The sequence below is a fragment of the Amorphus sp. 3PC139-8 genome, assembly GCF_040750475.1.
GTDB lineage: Bacteria > Pseudomonadota > Alphaproteobacteria > Rhizobiales > Amorphaceae > Amorphus.
In genome coordinates, this window is the sequence record NZ_JABJVY010000028.1 from 22,751 (window position 1) to 47,396 (window position 24,646).

The 24,646-nt window shown below is 65.4% G+C and carries 20 protein-coding genes; 14 read left to right on the forward strand and 6 right to left on the reverse strand.

From position 1 onward, the window contains the following. Positions 1 to 583 precede the first annotated feature (583 nt). Complete coding sequence (locus tag HNS03_RS21070) at positions 584 to 3,814, forward strand: autotransporter domain-containing protein (protein WP_367198027.1); 3,231 nt, start codon at positions 584 to 586, stop codon at positions 3,812 to 3,814. A gap of 48 nt (positions 3,815 to 3,862) precedes the next feature. Here the strand turns inward: HNS03_RS21070 and glk are convergent, their stop codons facing one another. After that, positions 3,863 to 4,894: a glucokinase gene (gene glk / locus HNS03_RS21075; RefSeq protein WP_367198028.1), complete on the reverse strand. Its 1,032-nt coding sequence runs from the start codon at positions 4,892 to 4,894 to the stop codon at positions 3,863 to 3,865. 275 nt (positions 4,895 to 5,169) lie between these two features. Here glk and HNS03_RS21080 point away from each other — a divergent pair, with 275 nt between their 5' ends. From HNS03_RS21080 to HNS03_RS21100, 5 genes are all read left to right on the forward strand, one after another. Further along, a complete protein-coding gene (locus HNS03_RS21080; RefSeq protein ID WP_367198029.1) occupies positions 5,170 to 6,435 on the forward strand; it encodes a GTP cyclohydrolase II in 1,266 nt (421 codons plus the stop codon). Next, complete coding sequence (locus HNS03_RS21085) at positions 6,419 to 7,654, forward strand: DUF1688 family protein (protein WP_367198030.1); 1,236 nt, start codon at positions 6,419 to 6,421, stop codon at positions 7,652 to 7,654. The genes HNS03_RS21080 and HNS03_RS21085 overlap by 17 nt, the downstream gene beginning before the upstream one ends. 115 nt (positions 7,655 to 7,769) lie before the next feature. Then, a complete protein-coding gene (gene upp, locus HNS03_RS21090) occupies positions 7,770 to 8,399 on the forward strand; it encodes a uracil phosphoribosyltransferase (RefSeq protein ID WP_367198031.1) in 630 nt (209 codons plus the stop codon). Positions 8,400 to 8,528: 129 nt separating this feature from the next. Next, the gene (locus tag HNS03_RS21095) at positions 8,529 to 10,028 is read left to right on the forward strand and encodes a phosphomannomutase/phosphoglucomutase (RefSeq protein ID WP_367198032.1); all 1,500 of its coding nucleotides are present in this window, start codon (positions 8,529 to 8,531) and stop codon (positions 10,026 to 10,028) included. A gap of 196 nt (positions 10,029 to 10,224) precedes the next feature. Continuing rightward, positions 10,225 to 11,256 (forward strand): histone deacetylase family protein, encoded by a 1,032-nt coding sequence (locus HNS03_RS21100; RefSeq protein ID WP_367198033.1) that lies wholly within the window; start codon positions 10,225 to 10,227, stop codon positions 11,254 to 11,256. Positions 11,257 to 11,368: 112 nt separating this feature from the next. Here the strand turns inward: HNS03_RS21100 and HNS03_RS21105 are convergent, their stop codons facing one another. Next, positions 11,369 to 11,866 carry a MaoC/PaaZ C-terminal domain-containing protein gene (locus tag HNS03_RS21105; protein WP_367198034.1) on the reverse strand — a complete coding sequence of 166 codons (498 nt, stop codon included), beginning with the start codon at positions 11,864 to 11,866 and terminating at the stop codon, positions 11,369 to 11,371. A gap of 861 nt (positions 11,867 to 12,727) precedes the next feature. Between HNS03_RS21105 and HNS03_RS21110 the strand changes: the two genes are divergently transcribed. The 3 genes from HNS03_RS21110 (at position 12,728) to HNS03_RS21120 (ending at position 15,370) form a co-directional block, all read left to right on the forward strand. After that, the gene (locus tag HNS03_RS21110) at positions 12,728 to 12,892 is read left to right on the forward strand and encodes a hypothetical protein (RefSeq protein WP_367198035.1); all 165 of its coding nucleotides are present in this window, start codon (positions 12,728 to 12,730) and stop codon (positions 12,890 to 12,892) included. 241 nt (positions 12,893 to 13,133) lie between these two features. Next, positions 13,134 to 14,510: a M17 family metallopeptidase gene (locus tag HNS03_RS21115; protein WP_367198036.1), complete on the forward strand. Its 1,377-nt coding sequence runs from the start codon at positions 13,134 to 13,136 to the stop codon at positions 14,508 to 14,510. Beyond that, a complete protein-coding gene (locus HNS03_RS21120) occupies positions 14,507 to 15,370 on the forward strand; it encodes an NlpC/P60 family protein (RefSeq protein WP_367198037.1) in 864 nt (287 codons plus the stop codon). The genes HNS03_RS21115 and HNS03_RS21120 overlap by 4 nt, the downstream gene beginning before the upstream one ends. A gap of 438 nt (positions 15,371 to 15,808) precedes the next feature. Here the strand turns inward: HNS03_RS21120 and HNS03_RS21125 are convergent, their stop codons facing one another. Both HNS03_RS21125 and rmuC read right to left on the reverse strand, forming a co-directional pair. Next, on the reverse strand, positions 15,809 to 16,753 hold the full coding sequence (locus HNS03_RS21125) for a 2-hydroxyacid dehydrogenase (protein WP_367198038.1): 945 nt from the start codon (positions 16,751 to 16,753) through the stop codon (positions 15,809 to 15,811). Positions 16,754 to 16,801: 48 nt separating this feature from the next. Next, entirely contained in the window at positions 16,802 to 17,980 is a 1,179-nt protein-coding gene (gene rmuC / locus HNS03_RS21130) for a DNA recombination protein RmuC (protein ID WP_367198039.1), read from the reverse strand. A 160-nt stretch (positions 17,981 to 18,140) separates the two neighbouring features. Between rmuC and def the strand changes: the two genes are divergently transcribed. The 4 genes from def to HNS03_RS21150 all read left to right on the forward strand — a co-directional run bounded on the left by def (position 18,141) and on the right by HNS03_RS21150 (position 21,261). Further along, positions 18,141 to 18,674, forward strand: a complete 534-nt coding sequence (gene def, locus HNS03_RS21135; protein WP_367198040.1) for a peptide deformylase — start codon at positions 18,141 to 18,143, stop codon at positions 18,672 to 18,674. A 72-nt stretch (positions 18,675 to 18,746) separates the two neighbouring features. Then, positions 18,747 to 19,679, forward strand: coding sequence for a methionyl-tRNA formyltransferase (fmt, locus tag HNS03_RS21140; RefSeq protein WP_367198041.1), 933 nt, complete (start codon positions 18,747 to 18,749; stop codon positions 19,677 to 19,679). A gap of 162 nt (positions 19,680 to 19,841) precedes the next feature. Then, entirely contained in the window at positions 19,842 to 20,579 is a 738-nt protein-coding gene (gene truA / locus HNS03_RS21145; RefSeq protein ID WP_367198042.1) for a tRNA pseudouridine(38-40) synthase TruA, read from the forward strand. 136 nt (positions 20,580 to 20,715) lie between these two features. After that, positions 20,716 to 21,261 (forward strand): adenine phosphoribosyltransferase, encoded by a 546-nt coding sequence (locus HNS03_RS21150; protein ID WP_367198075.1) that lies wholly within the window; start codon positions 20,716 to 20,718, stop codon positions 21,259 to 21,261. Positions 21,262 to 21,297: 36 nt separating this feature from the next. Here HNS03_RS21150 and HNS03_RS21155 read toward each other — a convergent pair whose 3' ends face one another. Then, positions 21,298 to 22,116, reverse strand: coding sequence for a TrmH family RNA methyltransferase (locus HNS03_RS21155; protein ID WP_367198043.1), 819 nt, complete (start codon positions 22,114 to 22,116; stop codon positions 21,298 to 21,300). After that, positions 22,116 to 23,939, reverse strand: coding sequence for an ATP-binding cassette domain-containing protein (locus tag HNS03_RS21160; protein ID WP_367198044.1), 1,824 nt, complete (start codon positions 23,937 to 23,939; stop codon positions 22,116 to 22,118). Before HNS03_RS21160 ends, HNS03_RS21155 begins: the two co-directional genes overlap by 1 nt. 207 nt (positions 23,940 to 24,146) lie before the next feature. On the opposite strand from HNS03_RS21160, the gene HNS03_RS21165 reads away from it, so the two are divergent. Continuing rightward, positions 24,147 to 24,473, forward strand: coding sequence for a hypothetical protein (locus HNS03_RS21165; RefSeq protein ID WP_367198045.1), 327 nt, complete (start codon positions 24,147 to 24,149; stop codon positions 24,471 to 24,473). Positions 24,474 to 24,646 lie beyond the last annotated feature (173 nt).

Genomic DNA, 24,646 nt, shown 5'->3' on the forward strand with positions numbered 1-24,646 from the left:
TCGTTTTTGAATTCAGTATTTCTGGATATCGCCTGCCGATTTCTGGAAGTCGATCTTTGAAAGATATCTTTCAATTTTCGGATACAAGTTTCTCTTGCTTGAAAAGCTTGTCTTTTCATCAATCCATCGTATTGACTGGCTAGGAACAGACGTTGAATAGTCTCGCATACCCGAGGCGGCCGCGCATCGGGTGTTCGATTCTGAGTTGTTCTGGGGTGAGATCGGAGCCCTTTCGCCTATCGGATCAGGTCCACCTGACCGGATAGGGAAAGGATGACGTCGACGCCGGGGGGCGTTGGGGGCGTGCCGGCTCGACTGCGGACCTGAGCGCAGTCGAGCCGGTTTCCGGTCTGCACCTGATCCGAGAAAAAGGAAGAAAGCTTTGGCTCTGTCCAAATGTCTTCTGCAATGCGAAGCTGCTTCGCCGATCGTTGAGGCCGGAGAAAAGCGCATGCGGCCCCGAGCATTTGTTCAAGCGGCTCTGCTTGCTGGAAGTGTCTCTTTTCTCGCGATGTCCAGCGCTCTGGCGCAAACGAACGCGACGACCTGCGCGGCCGATTTTAGCTGCACGGATCTCGACCTTTTGTCCGCATTCGAGAATTACGCGCAGCAGACGCCGGATCCCGGCACGGTTCTCTACGAAACCGAGAAGATTATCGAGGGCGTCTATTTCAATCCGAGCTTCGGCGAGGTGAATCCGGCGCTCACCGCCAACGACTATCGCGAGCTCGCTGCGCTCAATTCCCAACTTCAATCGGGGGCGGCGGATCCGAGCACCGCGCCCGGCAACCTTCCGAACTATCCCTATGTCGAGGTGTTCAACATCTGGCGGATGGCCGACTTCACCATCGCCAACTATCCCGGTGGCACCACCTACCGCAAAAAGTTCGATGTCGGCGACCTGATTAACCCCGGCCAGAATGCGCCGGGCATTGGCAGCGGGAACAACACGTCGAAATATTTCGCGCTGATTGATGACTTGGGCAGCGGCGGGATTTCGGCGACTACCGCGAAAGACGATTTTTCTCAGTACGATTCTTATGGAAATTTTTCGAACCCGAAAGACTATCCAGACGGGTACGGTGTCGCAAACCCGCGACCGTTCATGACCTCACACAGCATCAATTCCAGCCCTTGGTCGACGCTTTCGGATCTGCCTGCTGCTTACGCGGTCTCGATCCAGTCGGATGAATACCCGACGGGTGTCCAAGGAAAGCTGCAGTCTGGGCCGAATAACGCGCAGTACTGGGGCGACTATGTGAAGAGCCAGGCCTTCCCGAGCGGCCACAGCACTTCCGGCACGGTGAAGGGCGTGGGGACCGCGATGGTTGCGCCGCGCTTCTACAAGGACTTCGTCATGGCGGCCGCGGAGTTTGGCCGCAGCCGCAACATCTTCGGCGTGCACTATCCGCTGGACGTGATCGGCGGCCGTATGATCGGCCTCTACGACATCGGCTACTACGTCAATCAAAACGGCGCCTCGGACTCCGGAACCGACGCAAAAGGCTTCGGTCTTTTGCCGACGACGTTCAGCCAAGCGAACGCGGAGCTGGCCCAGCATTTGTTCGGGAGCGAGGCTGCGGCGCTGAACGAATCGCCCTATGCCGACGTCTGCTCGACCAATGGTCTTGCTGCCTGCATCGCGTCGGGCGCCATCCCCACGGCACAGACCTTTCGAGACCTGCGCCAACAATACGTGAATCTCGCCACCTACAGCGACATCCCGAACGGCGACGGGGGCTATGGCTTCACGCCGAACGCCAATCCGACGGCGGAGATCCCGGAAAATACCGTGGCGGCGGTCGCTCCGCTCCTTGCCACCCGGTTCCCTTATCTCAACGCGCAGCATCTCAGGGACGTGATCGCGACTACGGCGTTGCCGGGCGGAGGACCGCTCGACAACGGGTCCGGCTGGGACATGGTCAACCTCTATGCCGCCGCCGACGGCTTCGGGGCCTTTCGAACCGACACATCCATCGTCATGGACGCCTCGAAGGGCGGCTACAACGCCTTCGATGTCTGGGCCAACGACATCACGGGCTCGGGCGGGTTCACGCTGAACGGCACCGGTACCCTCGTGTTCGCCGGCGACAGCACCTATTCCGGCGGAACGACCGTCTCCGGCGGTACCTTGGGGATCTCCGGCTCGATCGTCGGCGCCGTCGCCGTCGCCTCCGGCGCCACCCTCTACAATGCCGGCACCATAACGGCGCTCACCGGCACGACGGTTTCCAACGCCGGTACGCTGACCAACGACGGCACCATCGCGAGCGACGTGGTCAACAGTGGCCTCCTGTCGGGCAACGGCACGATCGACGGCGTTTTGACCAATGCCGGCACCATCGCGCCGGGTAATTCGATCGGCACGATCATGGTCAACGGATCGGTGACGTTCCAGCCGGGATCGACCTACCAGGTGGAGATGGCGCCAGGCGGTTCGAGCGACCTTTTGACGGCAAGCGGCGCAATCACCATTCAGGGCGGCACGCTTCAGCTCGTCGCCGAGCCAGGGCTTGCCTACGGCTTCGACACCATGACCTTCCTCATCGCCGACGGCGGGATCGGCGGAACCTTCGACACCGTTTCCGATCCCTTCGCCGAGGAATATCCGTTCCTGGACGCAACCGTCGTCTATTCCGGAGGGACCGTTCGCATCGAGACGGTGCGCAGCAACGTCGACTTCGAAACTTATGCGACCACGCCGAACCAGGCGGCCGTCGCCGGCGCGCTGGATTCCCTGTCTCCGGATGCGCCGATCGTGGAAGAGGTCGCCGCGCTGAACGCGTCGACGACGCCGGACGCCTTGGATCAGCTTTCCGGCGAGGTCTATGCCTCGACCGCAATCACGATGGTGGAGGACAGCCGCTTCGTGCGCGACGCAGCTCGTGCGCGCATCCGTGGCGCGTTCGAGCGGATCGCGGATCCGTCGATGAATGTGCTGGCCTACGGTGAGACCGGGGCAACCGGCGAGACCTCGGCGGACGCGCCTGCCTTCGCCGCCTGGGGCCAGGGTTACGGCTCCTGGGGCAACTGGGATGGCTCCGGCGGCGTTGCGTCGGTCGATCGCTCCATCGGCGGCTTCGCCGTCGGTCTCGATCGGGCGGTCGGATCCGCCGCGCGACTTGGCGTGCTCGCAGGCTATGCTCAGTCGAGCGTCGATGTCGATGCGCGCCATTCGTCCGCTGATGTGGAGACGACCTCGCTGGGCGCCTACGCGGCGGCCCAGTTGGGCGGCCTGTCGCTGAGCGGCGGCGGTGCGTACGCCTGGCATTCGACCGACAGCGACCGCTCGGTTGCCTTCCCCGGCTTCAGCGATCAGCTCAGCGCGACCTATGATGCCCACAGCACGCAGCTCTTCGCCGAAGCGGCCTACGGCGTCGACGTCGGCCCCGGCCGGCTGGAGCCGTTCGCGGGGATCGCCTATGTCCATCTCGACACCGACAGCTTCACCGAGACGGGGGGTGCGGCTGCCCTGATGAGCCCCGGCTGGACCCAGGACACGACCTTCACCACGCTGGGACTGAATGCGGCTGCGGACCTCAACCTGGCCTATCTGCCGGTACGTTTGTCGGGGACGGTCGGATGGCGGCATGCGTTCGGGGATGTCGATCCCGGCGCGCCGCTGGCTTTCGCAAGCGGTGGCCAGAGCTATCAGATCACCGGCCAGCCGATCGCCGAAGATGCGCTGGTGCTCGATGCCGGTCTGGAGCTGCAGGTCGCGCCGGGCGCCCTGTTGGCGCTCAGCTACGCCGGTCAGATCGCCGACGGCGCCAGCGATCAGGGCCTGAAGGGCAGCTTCTCCTACGCGTTCTAATCTTGGAAGGGGCGGCGGGATCGCCGCCCTTCCTTTTGCCGTCTCGTTTCAGGTTTCGCTCTGGCGAAACCGGCGGCCATGCAGCGAGATGGAAAATCGGCTCGGGGTGCGGGCAAAGGCGGCGAGGCCTTCCAGCGCCGGACGGTCGTGGGCGACCACGGCGGTCGGGATCGTGCGCATGATCGCCTCGTGTGGCGCCTTCGCTTCGAAAGCCCGCCGGAAATGGCCGTCGGCCAGGAAGCCGCGCACCTTGGGTGCGATGCCGCCGGCGACGAAGACACCGCCGTGAGCCAGGAAAACCAGGGCGAGATCGCCGGCATAGCGGCCGAGATAGGTGCAGAACAACCGCAGCGCGGTTTTCGCGGTCTGATCGCCGGCGGTCGCGTGGTCGCTGATCTCCTCGCCGGTGTCGTGAGCCGGCGTCACGCCTTCCAGCGCGCAGACGCCACGGTAGATCCGCACCAGCCCCGGACCGGACAGAAGCGTTTCGCCCGTGATGCGGCCGTGGAAGTGTTCCAGGTGCGGCCAGAGCGCGAAGTCGTCGTCGGTCTCCGGCCCGAGCGACATGTGGCCGCCTTCGCCGGGGATCGGCGTGAGCTGGCCGGCCGCGCTGATCAGGGCCGCAACCCCGAGGCCGGTCCCCGGCCCGATCACCAGCCGGGGCGCATGAGCGCGCGTGGTCCCGCCGCCAAGCTGCACGAGATTGCTTTCGTCCAGCGAAGGTAGCGCCAGGGCGAGGGCTTCGAAATCGTTCACGACGACCACGTCCGACAGGCCGAAGGTGTGTAGCAGCTCCTCCGGGTCGATGGTCCAATCGGCGTTGGTGAGCTTCAGCGGCGCGAGATCGACCGGCCCGGCGATCGCCATCACGATCGATTTCGGCAGCATCGAAGTGCGGGCAAGGACGCCTTGTTCGATCGCGACGGTGGGGGAGGCGTAGTCGGACGTCGAGACGGTGGGGAAATGCTTCAGTTCGCCATAGGCGTCCGAAATGATCGCGAACCGGGCGTTGGTCCCGCCGATATCCGCGATCAGGACCGGGAACGCGAGCGGATCGTTGTCTGCGTGGGGCCGCGCCATCGGCTCTCCTCGTCTCCGGAAAGATCAAACGTGGACAACGCGCAACCGCCAACGCCGTTCGGGCGCCTGCGGTCCGCATCGGGGAAGATATGGGGCCAGAGCCCCGGCAGTGCCTCTCATTTGGCCGCGACGGGGCGGGCGGGTCAACGCACTTGCGGGCCGTGAAGCGCGGTTTCGGAATGGGCGGCGGCTACGACCGTCGCTGGCGTGACGCAATTACGGCCCCAATATGAGAGGATCGATGACAACGGTTCGACAGTGATACCGAGTTCCTTATGACCACACCCCTCAACCGGGCGAGCCACATCCGGCTGACCTCTCATCCCGGCGCCGGTGCGCCTGTCCGGTTTCCGATTTCATGGGGCGCGCCCACCGCGCGCGAGCGCGGGCCGGTGATCGGCAGCGTGACCCGTCCATCCGATCGTAACGTCATCGGGGCCTATGGTGGCGCTTACGCGCTCTACCGGGCGCTTGCGGTCGCGGCCGGCGCGCTCAACCCGATCCAGCGACCGGACCTGACCGATACCGCGCCGGTGGTGGATATCCCCGCAAACCCGGCCTGGCGCGACCCGGCGGCGATCGTCGCCCTGGATCCGTGGGGACATCTGGTGGGCGAGGCGTTCGCCGACGAGATCGGCGAGGGCGTCGACATCCGCCCCACCATCGCCGTCACGCGTGCCCAGCTCACCATGGCGGAGGTCGCCCAGGCGATCGATAAGGGCCGGCTCGTGCCCGATGGCGCAATCCTGCATCCCGGCGGCGCCGTCTCCGTGACCAAGATTGCGATCGATCCGGTCTGGCATCTGCCGGGGATTGCGCGTCGCTTCCAGGTGGCGGAGCCGACCTTGCGGCGGGTGCTGTTCGAGCAGACCGGCGGCATCTATCCCGAGCTCGTCACGCGCCCGGATCTGGCGGTCTTTCTGCCACCCATCGGGGGCGCGACGGTCTATATTTTCGGCGATCCGGCGAGGCTCGCCGATCCCGCCGGCCGCGTCACCTGTCGGGTGCACGACGAATGCAACGGATCGGATGTGTTCGGCTCCGATATCTGTACCTGCCGACCCTATCTCATCCACGGGATCGAGGAGTGCATCCGCGACGCCCAGACCGGGTCCGTCGGGCTCGTGGTCTACAACCGCAAGGAAGGCCGGGCGCTCGGTGAGGTCACCAAGTTCCTGGTCTACAACGCCCGCAAGCGCGCTGCTGCCGGCGACACGGCAGATGCCTATTTCGAGCGGACCGAATGCGTCGCCGGTGTCCAAGACGCCCGCTTTCAGGAGCTGATGCCCGATGTCTTTCACTGGCTCGGCGTGACGCGGATCGATCGCTTCGTGTCGATGTCGAACATGAAGTATGAGGCGTTGATCAACGCGGGCGTGGCGATCGGCGAACGGGTTGCGATTCCCGACGATCTGGTGCCGGCCGACGCGCACGTGGAAATCGAAGCCAAGAAGGCGGCCGGCTACTACGCGCCCACGCCGGCGGATGGGGCGATGCTTGGCGATGTTCGTGGACGGGGGATCGATGACGTCTCAGATTGAAGCGGCGCGCGCCCTGATGACGGCGGATGCGGTCCGCGCCGGGGCTCACCGGCTGTTCGCGCTTGCCGAAGAAGGGCGGCTTCCGGGCCTCAGCCTCCATCTCGATCGGCTCGACGAAGTCGCGGCCCGTGTGGTCGCGGTGACGACGGCCCGCTTTCCGGACCTGTCGGTGCCGCTGCATGCGCGCTGGCGCCATTTTGAGGCTGGCGGGCTCGATCGCTGGGGCATGCTCGCCGCCGCGCGCGGTTTCGACGATGCTCGCCAGGCGGCGCGCGCGGCGGGCGATCTCGCTGTCGTCAGCGTGCTTCTGGACGCCGGCGCGGGCGCCGACTGGCGCTACCACGAGGCGTTGACCGGCGAGACCCATGCCCGATCCGAAGGGCTTGCGATCGCCTCGCTGGCGATGTTTGCCGGCGGGCTGTTTTCCGGCGTTCCGGCCGATCCTCTGCGCGCCGATGCCATCGCGCTTGCGGCCCTGTCGGAGGAGGAGCTCGCCGCCGGCTTTCAGGCCGGGCCGGCCAATCCGCTGGTCGGGCTTTCCGGCCGGGTGCAGCTTCTCGCCCGTCTCGCCCATGTTATGGAGAACCGGCGCGACGTGTTCGCACTGGAGGACGACCCGCGCCCCGGCGGGCTGATCGATGCGCTGATCCTGAAGGCGGAAGAGGGAGAGCTGCCGGCGGCGGCGATCCTCGATACCGTGCTCGACGCGTTGACGCCCGTCTTTCCCGGCCGGATCGAGCTTGGAGGTCTGCCGCTCGGCGACACTTGGCATCATCCGTTGCTGGACGGCGCGGGACCCGGCGCCGACCTGGTTCCCTTCCACAAGCTCTCCACCTGGCTCGCGATGTCGCTGATCGAGCCGCTCGACCTTGCCGGCATCGCGGTGACCGATCTCGATGGCCTGCCGGGGTTGGCGGAATATCGCAACGGCGGCCTGTTTCTGGACGGCGGCGTGATCGCCCTGGCGGATCCCGCCGATGCCGAGCGCGTGCATGCCGTCGACAGCCCGTTGGTGGTGGGTTGGCGGGCGCTGACGGTGGTTTTGCTGGATCGGTTGGCAGAGGCGGTACGCCGTCGGCTCGAACTCGATGCGGACATCTTTCCGCTTGCTTGCGTGCTGGAAGGCGGTAGCTGGGCGGCCGGCCGGGCCATCGCCTATGAGCGTCGTGCCGACGGATCTCCGCCGCTTCGCATCGCAAGCGACGGCACGGTATTCTGATCGCGTGGGACGAAAAAATAGAGATTCGGCCTTTCACCAGCAGCGCGCGACCGCGCGCCGGCCCGCGCAGCCGCGAGCGTAAACGAGCTGGCGTGAGCGAGAAAAGGGAGCACCTATGCAGGACGTGACGGTGGTCGATCATCCGTTGGTGCGGCACAAGTTGACGCTCATCCGCTGCAAGGAGACCTCGACCGCCGGCTTTCGGCGCCTCGTGCGCGAGGTGGCGATGCTGCTCTGCTACGAGGTGACCCGCGATCTTCCGCTGGAAGATATCGAGATCGAGACCCCGATCGCGCCTATGCGCTCGCCGGTGCTTGCCGGCAAAAAGCTGGTGTTCGCCTCCATTCTCCGCGCCGGCACCGGGCTTCTGGACGGCATGCTCGACATGGTGCCGTCCGCCCGTGTCGCCCATATCGGCCTCTACCGCGATCCCGATACGCTGCAGGCGGTCGAATATTACTTCAAGGCGCCGGAAGGGCTGGATGAGCGGCTGACCATCGTGGTCGACCCGATGCTGGCGACCGGCCATTCGGCGATCGCGGCGATCGACCGGCTGAAGGAGCGCGGGGCGGGCGAGATCCGCTTCGTCTGCCTCCTCGCATCGCCGGAAGGGGTCTCCAATCTCCGCAGCCACCATCCCGACGTGCCGATCCTGACGGCGGCGATCGACGAGCGGCTGAACGAGCACGCCTATATCGTGCCCGGTCTGGGCGATGCCGGCGACCGGCTGTTTGGCACGAAGTGAACGCGCGGCGCGGTTGACGCGTTGTGGCACGACATCCCCGCTTCGGCGCAAACGGCGTTTCCAAGCCGGTTCGCCTGCGCTACGAGAACGTTCGTCAACGAAGACGGACCCGACCCAAGGATCTGCCCCATGTTTCCCAAGCCGAAAGCGAAGCTGACGCCGAACACCTACGCCTACGAGTCCGAGCCGATGGTGAAGGCGACGGGCTTTCGCGAGTACGACGCCCGCTGGATCTTCGGTCAGGAGATCAACATGATGGGCATCCAGGCCCTCGGCATGGGGCTGGGCACGCTTCTGAAGGAGATGGGCAAGCCTCAGGAGATCGTGACCGGCCACGATTTCCGCTCCTATTCGTCGTCGATCAAGATGGCGCTGGTTTCCGGCCTGATGGCGGCGGGGTGCAAGGTGCACGATATTGGTCTGGCGCTGACGCCGATGGCCTATTTCGCGCAGTTCGAGCTCGACGTGCCGGCGGTGGCTATGGTCACCGCCTCGCATAACGAGAACGGTTGGACCGGCGTGAAGATGGGTGCCGACCGTCCGCGCACCTTCGGCCCCGACGAGATGGGACGGCTGAAAGAGATCGTGTTGGAGGCCGCTTTCGACCTGTCCGGCGGCGGCTCCTACGTGTTCGTGGAGAATTTCCCCCAACGCTACATGGACGACCTGGTCAAGAACCGCGGTATCAAGCGGCCTCTAAAGGTAGTTGCGGCCTGCGGCAATGGCACCGCCGGGGCGTTCGCTCCGCAAGTGCTGGAGCGCCTGGGTGTCGAGGTGGTGCCGCTCGACACCGAGCTCGACCATTCCTTCCCGAAATACAATCCGAACCCGGAAGACCTGGAGATGCTCCACGCCATCCGCGACGCGGTTCTGGAGCATGGCGCGGACGTCGGGTTCGGCTTCGACGGCGACGGCGACCGCTGCGGCGTGATCGACGAGAAGGGCCAGGAGATCTACGCCGACGTGATCGGCGTCATGCTCGCCCGCGACCTTTCCAAGCTGCATCCGAACGCCACCTTCGTCGCCGACGTGAAGTCCACCGGGCTCTATCAGACCGATCCGGTGCTAAAGGAAAACAACGCCCACATCGACTACTGGAAGACCGGCCATTCCCACATCAAGCGTCGGGTGACGGAGTTGAACGCGGTGGCGGGCTTTGAGAAGTCTGGCCACTTTTTCTTCAATCCGCCGGTGGGACGCGGCTACGACGACGGGCTAGTCTCCGCGATCGCGATCATGGAGATGCTCGACCGCAATCCGGAAAAATCCATGTCGGACCTGCGCGGCGAACTGCAGAAGACCTGGCAGACCCCGACCATGTCGCCTCACTGCGACGACGAGAAGAAATACGGCGTCGTCGATAAGGTGGTGAAGCGCTTCCAGGACATGCAGGCCAACGGCGAGCCGGTTGCCGGCCATAAGATCGACGAGCTCGTCACCGTAAACGGCGTGCGCGTGACGGCCGACGACGGCACCTGGGGCCTGGTGCGCGCCTCCTCCAACAAGCCGGAGCTGGTGGTCGTGATCGAGAGCCCGGTGTCGGAAGAGCGCATGCGCGAGATGTTCAAGGCCGTCGACGGCGTGCTCCGGGAAAACCCGGAAGTCGGCGCCTACAACCAGAGCATCTAGTTTTATCGCTCGCGCGAGCTCGCTCCGCTCGCCGCTGCGCGGTCGCGCGCTGGTGGGGCCCCGATCTCCGCTCATTCCCGCGCAAGCGGGAATCCATAGGGCGGTGCTTGGGGGCTCGGAATTCCGAGCCCATTTGGCGCGAGAGTGAGCGGAGATTGATGTCTTGCCGCGCGAACGCGCGGATAGGGTTTAGAACATGAAAACCGTCTATTCGCCGGCCCATGCCGCCCATGCGCCCCGCCATGAGATCTCCGATGGCACGCTGAAGCCCGCCGTCGAGACCCCGCAGCGCGCGGAGATCGTGCTGTCGGCGGTGCAGGCAGCCGGGCTCGGCCCGATCGTGGCACCGGATCCGATCGAGCGGGCCTTCCTGGAGACGGTGCACGACCCGGCCTATGTCGCCTTTCTGGAGACGATGTGGGCGCAGCACCGGGCACTTGGCCGCGCCGAGGAAGAGGCGTTCCCGTTCGTCTGGCCGACGCCGGGGCTGAGGTCGGACCGGGCGCCGATCCATCTGGACGGACGGCTCGGATTCTATTCCTTCGATGCCGGCACGCCGCTGACGGCGGGGACGTTCGACGCAGCGTTGTCGAGCGCCTCGACTGCGGTGTCGGGAGCCGCGCTTCTGTCGGCCGGCGAGCGGGCGGCCTTCGCGCTCTGCCGTCCGCCCGGCCACCACGCCATGCGGGCGCGCTATGGCGGCTACTGCTTCTTCAACAACGCCGCGCTCGCCGCGGAACGATTGGTCGCCGACGGGCGCCGGGTGGCGATCCTCGACCTCGACTATCACCACGGCAACGGTACCCAGGAAATCTTCTGGGAGCGCGGCGACGTGCTGTTCGTCTCCATCCATGCCGATCCAGCGGAGGAGTATCCTTATTTCCTCGGCCACGCCGACGAAATCGGCGCCGGCCACGGAGAGGGCGCGACCTTCAACCTTCCGCTCGCCGTTGGAGCCGACTGGGAGACCTGGTCGCACGCTTTGGAACTTGCGCTCGCGACCATCGAGCGCGCCGGTCCGGATGCGCTGGTCGTCTCGCTCGGGCTTGATCCGTTCGAAGGCGATCCGATTTCGCGCTTTAAGCTGAAGACCTACGATTTTTCCCGCCTTGGCACCCGGTTGTCCAAGCTCGGCCTTCCGGTCCTGTTCGTGCTGGAGGGCGGCTATGCGGTGGATGCGTTGGGGGAGAACTGCGCGGCCGTGTTGACCGGGTTCGAGGCCGGCTGAGCCTACTGTCCCGTTCAAGTCGACGCGATTTGAACGGAAAGGGCGTGCTCAGGCGATTGAACCCGGAGCCATTTCTTGTCGGCCGGATATTTAAATCTGAGCGGTGGGGGCTCTAAGGCCGGCTTGCGATCAAATAGCGGTAGGCATAGTCCGCGACGATCGTGCCCTCCTGGTTGCGCACCCGGCAATTGAGACGCGCAAAGCCCCGGTCGGGTTTGGAGGCGGAGCGCTTCAGGTCGCTCCACCAGGCTTCGACGGTCAGTGTGTCGCCGGTTTTCACAGGGTTCGTGAAGGCGACGGAATCGATCCCGAGGCCCGACAGCACCACGAGCCCATTTTGCCCCTCCACCACGAGTTTGGTGCAGGCGGCGAGGGTGTGGATGCCCGATGCCACCAGCTCGCCGAACATGGATGTCTTGGCGGCGTCGGGATCGATATGGAACGGCTGGGGATCGAAGCTGCGGCCGAAGGCGATGATGTCGTCTTCGGTAAACGTCACCTTCAACGCCGGAAGTCGCGCGCCTTCGACAAGGTCCTCGAAATAGAGCGGAGCTGCGGCCGGATCGCCGCGGTCCTGTCCCGCCGATTTGAACGCGTCCGCTCTCGCCATCTGCTTCTCCCAACCCCAATCCCGTCCGTACGCTCTTCAACGAAAGGGCGGTTCGTCAAGGCTTTTGAGCAAATCGGACGAGAGCGAGCACCGGTTTTTCTGGGGACGGATCTGTGTCGGATACCCTCGTTTCGCGAACTCCCGCGAAACGAGGGCGCCGGATCTTCGGCGAGGCGGAGGGTGCCGCGATACAAAAAAGCGCGGGCCGTTGGGCCCGCGCTTCGTTTTCGTGCTCGGTTAGGATCGTGCCATCAGCCACTGCCACGCCAAACGGGACGTATGGCCAAGGCGAGACTTAGGCTGCCGAACCTCTTCGGAACGAGGGCGGCAATACAGGGCACGACCCAGGACGAGTTCATTAAGCATGGCAGCCTCCTTTCGAGGTTCTCGTATCTCTGTCGTGAGCTGAATATGCACATGGTGCGCTCATATTGCAAGAGAAAAAGTGCAATGGGTGCGCATAATCTCGATGCGATGGTGCGATGAACAGCACTATGTGCGTTCGCTTTCGCCGACCTGTGTTTCGGGATTTTGGTCTAATTTATTGTTATTAAACGATAATTTTCGATAGAAACACTCCTGATGAGCCGGCGCGGTGTCGCCACAGACGCCGGATCGGCGCCTATGCGCACGCCGTGCGCATCTCCTGCCCGGCTCGAAAGCGGCGCAATTGGCGTCATTTCGCTCAGAAGAAATTAACCCTGCCCTTCGATTCGCCCCCGCCAGCAGGTCGCGACCGGCTGCAATTAACGCTTGGGCAAGGGGCCGCTCGCCATGGTCCCGTCCATGAGGCCGTCGTCACGAGTGAGCCAAAAGAAGATCGGCGTGACGCGAAGCAAACGGACAAGCGGGAGGTGGGTCATGCGGACCCGCGTCAAACAAATGGATCGGATCGAACGCGACGGACAGGCTGGCGAACTGGGGCTGGTGGCAGCATTGCTGGCGTCGGCCATCGCCGTGGCCCTGGTCGCCGTGGGCGGTCCGATCGTCAATCTCGTGGGCTGGATTTTCGGCTTTGGTATCTGACGCAGGTTCGGAAGGGCGGGAAACCGGCTTTCTCGAAACTGCAGACAGGTAACGATCCGAAGCGCGACCGCGATTTAAAAATTCGGGGCGCTCCGGACGAGCCGACCCACAGGCACGGATGACGGGGCGGCGCTTCCGCGTCTTCCTGTCCGCCGTCAACCTGTTAAAAGACAAGGGTGCGTCGAGCTCCGATTGCGGATGTTCGGCGCACCCTTTTTGTTGATGACAGGGAGTAGAGACCTTGGACGCTTGCCTCGTCGACGCCGCGGCCGAACCTGGTGCCGTTCCCGTCTATGCCGCCACCACCGCGACGGTGGAGGAGACGATCGCGAGCCTGCCGCAGCCGATGTCCCAGTGGGCGCAGGCCAACGGGTTCGAGGGCAAGGCCGGCAGCGTTCTGGCCTGTCCGGACGCAAGCGGGCAGATCGTGGTGGCGCTGCTCGGTCTGGGCGCCCCCGGTTCTGAGGATCCGTTCGCGGCCGGCGCGCTCCACAAGCTGCCGCGCGGGACCTACAAGCTCCATCAGGGCTTCGACGATCTGGCGATGAGCGTGCTCGCCTTCGCCCTGTCCGGATACCGCTTCGAGCGCTACCGCTCCGAAAAGCCGGCAGCCGTCCAGCTCGTCATGCCGAGCGACATCGCTCGCCCGGACCTGGCGCGTGAGATCGAGGCGGTCCGGTTGGTGCGCGATCTCGTCAATACGCCGGCGAACGATCTCGGGCCCGCCGAGATCGCCGATGCCGCCCAGCGCCTGGCGGAGCGCTATGATGCGTCCGTGTCGGTGGTCGAGGGGCAGGCCTTGGAAGAGGGCTTTCCGATGGTGCATGCCGTCGGCAAGGCGAGCCCGCGCGCTCCGCTTCTGATCGATCTGCAATGGGGCGCGCCGGACGCGCCCAAGGTGACGCTGGTGGGCAAGGGTGTGGTGTTCGACACGGGCGGTCTCGACATCAAGCCGCCGAGCTCCATGCTCCTTATGAAGAAGGATATGGGTGGCGCGGCCCACGCGCTCGGTCTGGCCCAGCTCATCATGGACGCCAAGCTGCCGGTGCGGCTGCGCGTGCTCATCCCGTCGGCGGAGAACGCCATTTCCGGCGCGGCTTTCCGGCCGGGCGACGTGCTGCAGAGCCGTAAGGGGCTGACGGTGGAAATCGGCAACACCGATGCCGAGGGCCGGCTGATCCTGGCCGATGCGCTGGCGCTCGCCGACGAGGAGGCGCCGGAACTTCTGATCGATTTCGCCACCTTGACCGGTGCGGCCCGGGTCGGGCTGGGACCGGAGTTGCCGGCGCTGTTCACGGGTGACGATGCGCTTGCCGCCGACATCGCCGCCCATGCGGAGAAGATGCACGATCCCCTGTGGCGGCTGCCGCTTTGGCCGGGCTACAAATCCTGGCTGCGCTCGGACATCGCCGACGTGAACCATATCTCCTCGCAGCCGCTCGCCGGTGCGATCACGGCGGCCTTGTTCCTGCAGCGTTTCGTGGAGAAGGCGGCCGCCTGGGTCCATCTCGACGTCTACGCCTGGTCGTCGAGCGACCGGCCGGGTCATCCGAAAGGCGGCGACGCGCAGACGATACGGGCGCTCTACGCGCTCTTGAAGGCGCGCTACACGTCATGAGTGACGGGCAAGCGCTCGACCCGCGCCTGAACGCGATCCGGCCGGATCTGGCAGACGTACGGCTTGAGGGAACGGTGACGGCGGATCGGTTCGCCGAGGGAGAGCCGCGCCGGGTGCGGGCGGCAATCGGGCCGATGCGTCGGGCGCCACGGCCCGATGCGCCGCTCGATACCGAGGCGCTTGCCGGCGATCTCGTGCGCGTGTTCGAGGTGTCGCCGGAAGGCTGGGCCTGGGTGCAGCGAGAGGAGGATGGCTATGTCGGCTATCTCTCTGCGGACGATCTGGGGGCAGCCGATCCGGCCGCGTCGCATCGTGTCTTCGTCGCGGCGACCTTCCTGTTTCCGGGGGCGGACATCAAGCTGCCACCGCTCGGCAGCGTGCCGATGGGCGCCTCGCTGGCGGTAACGGGAGAAGAGGAGCGCAACGGTGTTCGTTTCGCCCGCTTGGAGACCGGCGGGTATGTGGTCGCCAAACACTTGGCGCCGATCTCCGCAAAGGTGTCCGACTGGGTGAGCGTCGCGGAAAGCTTCGTCGGCACCCCCTATCTCTGGGGCGGTACGACCCGGTTCGGGATCGACTGCTCCGGCCTGGTTCAGATCGCCTGCCGGATGGCCGGGATCGCAGCGCTGCGCGATTCCGACATGCAGGAACAGGCATTGGGGGAGCAGGTGTCTGAGGGGAAACCGCGCCGGGGCGACCTGCTGTTCTGGCCCGGCCATGTCGGCATCATGCTGGACGCGGACCGTCTGCTCCACGCCAACGCCTTTCATATGATGACGGCGATCGAGCCGGTGGCAGAGGCGATCGCGCGGATTGCCGAGGTCGTCGGTCCCGTCCGCACGGTGCGGCGGCTGGGGTGAGACGGCTGAGCCCGTGTCTCCTCAGAAAATCGGACCTGAGGTGAATTCCGCGACCTGGACCGGAGACGGTTACGAGTAGGAGCCGACGGCACGCCACGCTCAAGTCCGAAGGAACGACGGAGCGAGGGGGGAAGGTTGGGTGACAAGCTTGCCTTTGGCTTCGGGCTTTCTGTGGGTTTCTGAGGAAACCCCAGACTCCGCTTATTCCCGCGAAAGCGGGAATCCATAGTGAAATGGCGAATAGACTGAGGGAGGTCGGAAAGCGTTCCGCCTGTCTTGGTCGAGTTTTGTGCCGGTGGTCCGACTATTCGTTCCTCTCCAGCACCCTATGGATTCCCGCTTTCGCGGGAATGAGCGGAGAAAAACGGGTGGCCAGTCGCTATCAGCCGATTCACTGCTGGAAATGTCTGCCCGTCCAGAATCGGTCACGGGCAAATTCTAATATCCCAGCCCCCGATCCACGACGTTCTTTAGTCCTTCGCCGCGCTCGTAGGCCGCAATCTGCTGGAAGATGTTGCGGCAGATGGCATCCGGTGAGCTGTCGGCGGCGACGTGGGGCGTGACGATCACGTCCGGACGGGTCCAGAGCGGGCTGGCGGCCGGCAATGGCTCGGTCTCGAACACATCGAGCGAGACGCCCTTGAGGGTACCGTTGTCGAGGGCAGCCACGATATCGGCTTCCACCTGAAGCCGGCCGCGCCCGGCGTTGATCAGGAACGGGCCGCCCAGAGCGCCGTCCTGGGCAAGCTTGGCAAACAGTTCCCGGTTCAGGAGGCCGTGGGTGTCCCGCGTGAGCGGCAACAGCACGACCAGGATGTCGGTCCGGCCGAGAAAGGCGTCGAGCGCGCCGGCTCCGACGAAGGTTTCGATCTCAAGGTCCGATTTCGCCGTGCGACTCCAGCCGGCGACCTGGAAACCGAGCCGGGCAAGCGCGGAAGCGGCATCGGCCCCGAGCGCGCCGAGCCCCATGATCCCCACGCGCACGACGGCGGCCGGCGGCTGCGGCAGGTCGCGCCAGTCTCTTTGCTGTTGCTGGTGCAGATAGCCGAGCGCGTGGCGGTGATGCATCAGCACCTGCAGCACCACCCATTCCGTCATTCGCATGGTCATGTTCGGATCGACGATGCGGACGATCGGCACGTCGGGCAGCGTCGGGTCGGCAAGCAGCGCATCGACGCCGGCGCCGAGATTGAAGATCGCCTCCAGGTTCGGCAAGGCGGCGAGGCGTTCGCGCGGCGGCTGCCAAACCAGGGCGTAGCGGATCGTTTCCGGATCGTAGGCGTCGATGCCGTCGACGGCGATCGGACGGTCGCCGGCGGCGGCTTCGATGGCGGGCTGCCATGCGTTGGCGCCGAACCCTTGGGATGCAAACAGGATGCTCATGGGGCCGAGGTGCCGTCTCGCAGACAGGGCGTCAAGCCGAAAGCGCGATCAGCCCCCGCTGGCGGCCTTCATCGGCTTGGTCCGGCTTTCCTTGTCGCCTTCGTCGTCATCGAGCTCGAGGGATTCGATCCGGGTCCCGCGCTTGGAGACCTTCTCCGCCGAGATCACGATCTGCTCCACGTCGCGCTGGGCCTGGCCGAAATGCTGCTGCAGCTTCATCACGCGCTCGAATAGCCGGTTCACGTCGTCCATCAGATGGCCGACTTCGGCGCGAATGACATGGGCTTCCTCGCGCATGCGCGCGTCGCGAATGACGGTCACCACCACCTGGATCGCCAGATGCAGCAGCGTCGGCGACAGCACCACCACCCGCGCCCGATAGGCGCGCTGGACCACCTCCGGAAACCGCTCGTGGATCTGGGCGAACAGCGATTCCGACGGCACGAACACGAAGGCGAGATCCTGGGTCTCGCCGGGGATCAGATATTTCTTCCGCACGTCGTCGATGTGCTTGATCAGGTCGCGACGCGCGGCCTGCTGGGCCTCCTTCAGATCGTGATCGGTTTCCGCCTGCTCGATCCGGGCGAAGGACTCCAGCGGAAATTTGGCGTCGATGCAGAGGTCCGGCGCACCGTTGGGCAGATGGATGGCGCAGTCGGGCCGGGCGTTGTTGGAAAGCGTCGGCTGGAAGCTGAAGGCGTCTTCCGGCAGGCCGTCGCGAACGATCGCCTCCATCCGGCCCTGGCCGAACGCGCCTCGGCTCTGCTTGTCGGCAAAGATGCGGCCGAGCTGGGAGACCTGGTCGGAGAGGCCCGACATGGTTTTCTGGGCGCTGTCGATGACGGCAAGCCGCTCGTGCAGTTGGCGCAGGGTGTCGTGAGTGGTGTTGGAGGCTTCCGACATGGAAGAGCCGATCCGGCTGCCCATGCCGTCGAGGCGTTCCGACAGCGCGCGGGTCATTTCCGACTGGCGGCTGCCGAACACCTCGGCGACCGTCTGCAGCCGGCCGGAGGTTTCCGCCTGCATGCGGATCACTTCAGCGATCTGGGTTTCCAATTCCCGGGTTTTTTCTTGGGCTTGATGCTCGATTTCTGCCCGGGCGCGGTTGGCACGCAGAAGCGCCAGCACGACGACGATAAGGGCCACGAGCGCAAGCACCGAGACGACAATCAGCGCCTCGGCCGGCGTGACCGCATGACCGAACAGAACGAGAATCGGATCCGACATGGAGGAACTATAGCTGATTCGCGCTTTGTTCCGGTTGGCGCGGCCAACGGTTGCGCTCGTTTTCGTTCAAGGTGAAAAATGCGGCATATCGTGCGCCGGAATCGCCGTTTCCGGCGCGGCTGTCGTTGACCGAAAGCCTCTGAGTCCATAAATCCAGGCTATGTCGAAACGCCCTATTCTCGTCCTTCCCGATCCCGTCCTGCGCAAGGTGGCCGACCCGGTCGACTCCGTCGATGACCGCGTGCGCACCCTGATCGACGATATGCTGGAGACCATGTACGCCGCGCCGGGGATCGGCCTTGCGGCTCCGCAGGTCGGCGCGCTTGAGCGGGTGCTGGTCTGCGACGTCTCCCACAACGACGAGGAGAAGCGGCCGCTGGCGCTGGTGAATCCCGAGATCACCTGGCAATCGGAAGAGATGAGCGTCCACAACGAGGGCTGCCTGTCGATCCCGGAATATTATGAGGAGGTCGAGCGCCCCGCCCAGGTTTCGATCCGCTATCTCGACCGGGAGGGCCGGACGCAGGTGATCGATGCCGACGGCATTTTGGCGACCTGTCTGCAGCACGAGATCGACCATCTGAACGGTGTTTTGTTCATCGACTATCTCTCGCGGCTGAAGCGCGACCGTATCACCAAAAAGTTCGCCAAGCAGGCGCGCTACGCCGACTCCAAGTCCAAGATCCTGGCCTGATCAGGTTACGTGGGACCCGGTTTTCGCCCGGATCCCGTTCCCGGAAATCGCAGTTGAGGGAGACGGGAGAGGATGCCGCTCAGGCTCGTCTTCATGGGCACGCCCGACTTCGCCGTGCCGACGCTGACGGAGATCGTCGGCCAGGGCCATGATGTGGCTGCCGTCTATACGCGTGCGCCTGCCCGCGCCGGCCGGGGGATGGAGGCGCGCAAGTCGCCGGTCCATCAGGCGGCGGAGCGCTTCGGGCTGCCGGTGCTGACGCCGTCGAGCCTAAAGGGCGAGGAGGCCGCCGCCGGTTTTGCCGCCCACGGGGCGGATGCCGCCATCGTCATCGCCTACGGAATGATCCTGCCGCGCACGATACTGGATGTGCCGGAAGCCGGCTGCTTCAACGTCCACGCCTCGCTGTTGCCGCGCTGGCGCGGGGCGGCGCCGATCCAGCGTGCGATCATGGCCGGCGATCAGGAGACCGGCGTCGCCATCATGCGGATGGAGGCGGGCCTCGACACCGGGCCGGTGTGCATGGTGGAGCGCGTGGCGATCGGCGAGGACATGACCGCCGGCGATCTGCACGACGTCTTGGCTCGGCTCGGCGCCGATTTGATGGTCCGTGCCCTCGGTGCGCTGGAGCGCGGCTCGCTCGACGCCGTGCCGCAGCCGGATGATGGCGTCACCTATGCCGACAAGATCGACAAGGCGGAGGCACGGATCGACTGGTCGAAGCCGGCGGCCGCCGTTCACGACCAAATCCGAGGGCTGTCGCCTTTTCCCGGTGCCTGGTGCGAGGTGCCGGTGGGCGACAAGGCCGAGCGCATGAAGATCCTGCGCACTCGCAAGGTCGAGGGATCGGGAGTGCCGGGTACGCTTCTGGACGGCGAGGGCACGATTGCCTGCGGGGACAGGGCCCTCCGTCTGATCCAGGTGCAGCGAGCCGGAAAGGCGCCGATGACCGCGGAGGACGTCCTGCGCGGGCTCCGACTGGAGCCGGGCGCGAAGCTGCTGTAAAGCCCAGCCTGTTCCATCTTGCGCTCACTCCGGCGAAGGCCGGAAGCCAGGGCGATCCGACGGGTGCTTGCGAAACCTTCACAGGACTCCGGCTTTCGCCGGAGTGAGCGGAGGGTGGGGCAGCTCCCGGACCAACCGGACAGACTTCCAGGCAGTCCCTCCATGCCCCGCTACAAACTGATCATCGAATATGACGGGGCCGGCACCGTTGGCTGGCAGCGCCAGGCGGAGGGAAAGTCCGTCCAGGGCCGTCTAGAACAGGCGATTGCGGCATTTGCGGGCGAAACGGTCACCGTCGGCGGGGCGGGGCGCACCGACGCCGGCGTGCACGCACTTGGCCAGGTGGCTCATGTCGACCTTCCCCGCGATTGGCCCAGCGATACGGTGCGCGACGCCACCAACGCCCACCTCCGTCCCGACAGGATCGCGGTGGTGGCTGCGGACCAAGTCGGGGACGATTTCGACGCGCGCTTTTCCGCCCGCGCGCGCCACTATCTCTACAGGATCGTCAACCGGCGCGCGCCGCTCTGCCTCGACGCCGGGCACGCCTGGCAGGTGGCGGCGCCGCTCGACGCCGAAGCGATGCATGCCGCCGCCCAGACGCTTCTCGGTCGTCATGACTTCACGACCTTTCGGTCCGCACAGTGCCAGGCGGCGAGCCCGGACAAGACACTTGACCGGCTCGACGTGATGCGGGCCGCCGACGAGATCAGCGTGCAGGCCTCGGCCCGGTCGTTCCTCCACAATCAGGTGCGCTCGATGGTCGGCTCGCTGGTTCAGGTCGGGCTCGGCAAGTGGCGCCCCATGGACCTCAAGGCCGCGCTCGATGCCGCCGACCGTGCCCGCTGCGGCCCGGTCGCCCCGCCCGACGGGCTCTATCTGACGCGCGTCGATTACTAACCCGGACGGAAGGATGGGCTGCCGCCCGTCTGCCTTGCCATATCCGGGAAAGCATCTTAAGCGGGCGAGGTAATGACGGGTCCCCCGCCGGGCGGGCCGATCGACGAATGCGACGATGGAAGGGGCGATGGCCGACATGTCCGACTTTGGCAAACCCGCGCTTGCCGACCTCATCCGGACCATCCCCGACTATCCCAAGGCCGGAATCCAGTTCCGCGACGTCACGACCTTGATTGCCGACCCGGTCGGGTTGAGGACGGCGGTCGACGGGCTGTTGTGGCCCTATCTGCGCGAGCCGGTGGATGTGGTCGTGGGCATCGAGGCGCGTGGCTTCATCCTGGGTGGCGCGGTCGCCCACGAGCTTGGCCGCGGCTTCGTTCCGATCCGCAAGAAGGGCAAGCTTCCCGGCAAGACCATCGGCCAGGACTACACCCTGGAATATGGTGTCGACACGATCGAGATCCACGCCGACGCGATCGCGCCGGGCCAGCGTGTCCTCGTGATCGACGACCTGATCGCGACCGGCGGAACCGCAATCGCGGCAACCGAGCTTTTGCGCCGGTCGGGCGCGAGTGTGGTCGGGGCGGCGTTCGTGGTCGATCTGCCGGACCTTGGCGGCTCGCAGAAGCTGCGCGAGAAGAGCGTTGTGGTGCACACCCTGGTGTCGTTCGCCGGGGACTAATCCTTCGTTTTTTATGCAAGCGAGCGGCCGTGGCGCTTATTCCTCCTTCGAGAAATGATGCAGAACGATTCCCGAGGTGGTCGCCACGTTGAGGGAATCGAATCCGGCCGCAATCGGGATCCGGACCGTCTGCAACCGCTCCAGAACCGAGGCGGGGAGACCGGGGCCCTCCGCGCCGAGAAATACCGCCACCCGGCGAAGCCGGGGCCGGGCGGCGAGCGTTGTGGTTCCGTCGGTGGCGAGGCCGAGGCACGTCAGTTCGGCCGCTTCAAGACCCGCCGAGAGAGCCTCCGCGTCGTCGAACCGGGCGAACGGTACGAGCAAGCTGCCGCCGACGGAGACCCGGATCGCCTTGCGGTAGAGCGGATCGCAGGAAGTTGCGTCCAGAAGCACCGCATCCGCGCCGAAGGCGGCGGCATTGCGGAAGATGCCGCCGACATTGTCGTGGTTGGCCAGTCCGATCGCGACCACCACCAGCGCGGACTCGTCTCGCGGCGGCAGCAGATCGCGCCAGTCGGGCAACGGGTCGCGGACGCCGTGGCCCAGGAGCCCACGATGAATGGGAAAGCCGGCGATCCGGTCCATCACCGGGCGGCTCGCCACATAGACGGGGCAAGTCGAGCCGGTCTCCTCGACGAGCGCGCGCACGGCATCCACGCGGTTTTCCGCGACCAAAAGCGATACCGGCTTGAAGCGGGACCGCGTCAACAGCACCCGGAGCACGACGACGCCTTCGGCGATGAAGCTGTTTTGGCGGCCGACGAGATCGCGCTCGCGGACATCGCGATAGGCCTCGATGCGCGGATCGTCCGGGTCGTCGATGGAGAAAAAGGCGGGGCCGGCCGCATCCGCCATCAGCGTGCGCTCTCAAGCTCCTCGCGGAGCATCTCCAATTCCAGCCAGCGCTCCTCCGCCGCATCGCGCTCGGCGGCCTTCGTCTCCAGCGCCTTGGTGGCGGTGTGGAAGCCGTCGGGGTCCTTGGTGAAGAGGGCCGGGTCGGCAAGCCTCTCCTGGAGTTTCGCGATCTCGCTTTCCAGCGTTTCGATCTTGCCGGGCAGTGTCTCCAGATCGTGCTTTTCGCGGAAAGAAAGCTTGCGGCGCGTCTCCGCACGCGCCGGCTTGTCCTTGCCTTTGTCGGGGGAGGCGGTGCGCTTGGCTTCCTCTTTCGGCTCCGAGGCGCCGGGGCGTGCGCCGCGCTGGGCGAGCATGTCGGTATAGCCACCGGCATATTCGATCCAGTGCCCGTCGCCCTCGGCCACCAGAACCGAGGTCACGGTGCGGTCGAGGAAGTCGCGGTCGTGGCTGACCAGGAGCACGGTGCCGGAATAGTCGGCCACCAGCTCCGCAAGCAGGTCCAGGGTTTCCAGATCGAGGTCGTTGGTCGGCTCGTCCAGCACCAGCAGGTTGGAAGGGCGGGCGAAGGCGCGCGCCAGCATCAGCCGGCCTCGCTCCCCGCCGGAAAGCGCGGAAACCGGCGAGCGGGCCTGCTCGGGCAGGAACAGGAAGTCTTTCAGGTAGCCGGCCACGTGGCGCGGGGTTCCGCCGACCATTACGGTGTCGCCGGAACCGCCGGTCAGAGTGCGCCATAGGGTCTCGTTGGGGTCGAGCGCCGCGCGGCGCTGGTCGAGGGAGACCATCTCGAGCTGGGTGCCGAGCCGAACCTTGCCTTCGTCCGGGGCGAGATTGCCGGTCAGGAGATTGATCAGCGTGGTCTTGCCGGCTCCGTTCGGGCCGACGATGCCAAGCCGATCGCCCCGGTTGATCTCGATGGAGAGGTCGCGGACGATCGGACGGCCCTCGAACGACTTGGACACGTTCTCCGCCGCGATCACGCGTTTGCCGGACGCGCTGGCCTCGGTCGCCGCCATGGAAACGGTGCCGGCCGAGCGGCGCAGGTTGCGGCGCTCGTCGCGCATGTTTTGAAGTGCGCGCAGCCGGCCCATATTGCGCTTGCGCCGCGCGGTGACGCCGTAGCGCAGCCACTCGGTCTCATGCGCAATGCGCTGATCGAGCCGGGACCGCTCCTTCTCCTCCGCCGCCAGCACCTCGTCGCGCCAGTCTTCGAAATGGGCAAAGCCCCGATCGAGCCGGCGGGTGGTGCCGCGATCCAGCCAAACCGTCGCGTTTGACAGGGCCTCCAGAAAGCGCCGGTCATGGCTAATGAGAATGAGGGCGCCGCGTCGCGCCTTCAGCGTGGCTTCCAGCCATTCGATCGCCGGCAGGTCGAGGTGGTTGGTCGGTTCGTCCAGAAGCAGAATGTCCGGTTCCGGCGCGAGGGCGCGCGCAAGCGCGGCCCTGCGAGCCTCGCCGCCGGAAAGGCGCGCCGGATCCTCTTCGCCGGTCAGTCCCAGCGCCTCGATCAGGATCTGGCCGGAATGGTCGGCATCGCCCGGCGCGAGACCGTCGTCGACATAGTCCCGTACGGTGGCGAAACCCGAAAGGTCCGGCTCCTGGCCGAGATAGCGGATGGTTGCGCCCGGCTGCAGGAAGCGGCGGCCGGAATCGGCTTCGATCAGCCCGGCCACAATCTTCAGGAGCGTCGATTTGCCCGATCCGTTGCGACCGACCAGACAAAGGCGCTCCTGAGGCCCGAGCGCGAGTTCGGCGCCATCGAGAAGGGTGGTTCCGCCAAAGGTCAGGCGGATGTCCTGCAGCATCAGGATCGGTGGTTGAGCCATAAGCGTGCGGCGGTCCCAATCAGTTGTGCGATCGCTCGACAGATAAGCCCGATCGCGGCGCGATGAAACCGGACCGGTGCGTGCCCTGCCACAGCGTCGCGGACAGGAAGGTTAAGCCGGTGTTAACCAATTCGGAGCGACCTTGATCCTCGGTTGCATCGGGACGGGATCCGAACCGCCCGAAGATCAGAGGGTGAGGAGGGCAATATGGCAGTCTATACGGTCTATTACGGTGCGAGCGCCACCCGCTCGAGTGACTTCGACAAGACGCTGAGCGAGCGTTTCGGCGAGACCTACCGCGTCAGCAACGAGCTATGGCTGATCGACACCGGGCGCGAGGCGGATGCGATCTACGGAGCCCTGAAAGGCAGCGTCCATTCCGGCGATCGGCTGTTCATAGCCGAGATCACCCGCGACTTCTTCCCATGGCTGTCCCAAAGTGCGCTCGGCTGGCTGTTCGCGCCCGAGCGGTCGTGGAAGGGGCGCTATGTGGCCCGCGAGGTCGCTGAGCGGATCTATGCGGCCGCCGCTTAAGGCCGTGTTAAGGCCACGCGCCCGAGTTTTCTGTTAGCTCAAAAAAATGCGGAGAATGATTCGCGCCTGAAGCGTGACTGCATTTGCGCGATGCCCCTTGAGTCTCAGTGGGTTGTCGCGAAGCGCTTATCTTAAGCATTAAGATAGAGCGACTCTAGACTACCATAGTGCAT

Excerpts from the sequence above, each read along its gene's own strand:
- glk (WP_367198028.1), bottom strand. The coding sequence starts at position 4,894 with ATGGCGCGGCCCCACGCAGACAACGATCCGCTCGCGTTCCCGGTCCTG.
- HNS03_RS21080 (WP_367198029.1), top strand. The coding sequence starts at position 5,170 with ATGACCACACCCCTCAACCGGGCGAGCCACATCCGGCTGACCTCTCAT.
- HNS03_RS21085 (WP_367198030.1), top strand. The coding sequence starts at position 6,419 with ATGACGTCTCAGATTGAAGCGGCGCGCGCCCTGATGACGGCGGATGCG.
- upp (WP_367198031.1), top strand. The coding sequence starts at position 7,770 with ATGCAGGACGTGACGGTGGTCGATCATCCGTTGGTGCGGCACAAGTTG.
- HNS03_RS21095 (WP_367198032.1), top strand. The coding sequence starts at position 8,529 with ATGTTTCCCAAGCCGAAAGCGAAGCTGACGCCGAACACCTACGCCTAC.
- HNS03_RS21100 (WP_367198033.1), top strand. The coding sequence starts at position 10,225 with ATGAAAACCGTCTATTCGCCGGCCCATGCCGCCCATGCGCCCCGCCAT.
- HNS03_RS21105 (WP_367198034.1), bottom strand. The coding sequence starts at position 11,866 with ATGGCGAGAGCGGACGCGTTCAAATCGGCGGGACAGGACCGCGGCGAT.
- HNS03_RS21110 (WP_367198035.1), top strand. The coding sequence starts at position 12,728 with ATGCGGACCCGCGTCAAACAAATGGATCGGATCGAACGCGACGGACAG.
- HNS03_RS21120 (WP_367198037.1), top strand. The coding sequence starts at position 14,507 with ATGAGTGACGGGCAAGCGCTCGACCCGCGCCTGAACGCGATCCGGCCG.
- HNS03_RS21125 (WP_367198038.1), bottom strand. The coding sequence starts at position 16,753 with ATGAGCATCCTGTTTGCATCCCAAGGGTTCGGCGCCAACGCATGGCAG.
- rmuC (WP_367198039.1), bottom strand. The coding sequence starts at position 17,980 with ATGTCGGATCCGATTCTCGTTCTGTTCGGTCATGCGGTCACGCCGGCC.
- def (WP_367198040.1), top strand. The coding sequence starts at position 18,141 with ATGTCGAAACGCCCTATTCTCGTCCTTCCCGATCCCGTCCTGCGCAAG.
- fmt (WP_367198041.1), top strand. The coding sequence starts at position 18,747 with ATGCCGCTCAGGCTCGTCTTCATGGGCACGCCCGACTTCGCCGTGCCG.
- truA (WP_367198042.1), top strand. The coding sequence starts at position 19,842 with ATGCCCCGCTACAAACTGATCATCGAATATGACGGGGCCGGCACCGTT.
- HNS03_RS21150 (WP_367198075.1), top strand. The coding sequence starts at position 20,716 with ATGTCCGACTTTGGCAAACCCGCGCTTGCCGACCTCATCCGGACCATC.
- HNS03_RS21155 (WP_367198043.1), bottom strand. The coding sequence starts at position 22,116 with ATGGCGGATGCGGCCGGCCCCGCCTTTTTCTCCATCGACGACCCGGAC.
- HNS03_RS21160 (WP_367198044.1), bottom strand. The coding sequence starts at position 23,939 with ATGGCTCAACCACCGATCCTGATGCTGCAGGACATCCGCCTGACCTTT.
- HNS03_RS21165 (WP_367198045.1), top strand. The coding sequence starts at position 24,147 with ATGGCAGTCTATACGGTCTATTACGGTGCGAGCGCCACCCGCTCGAGT.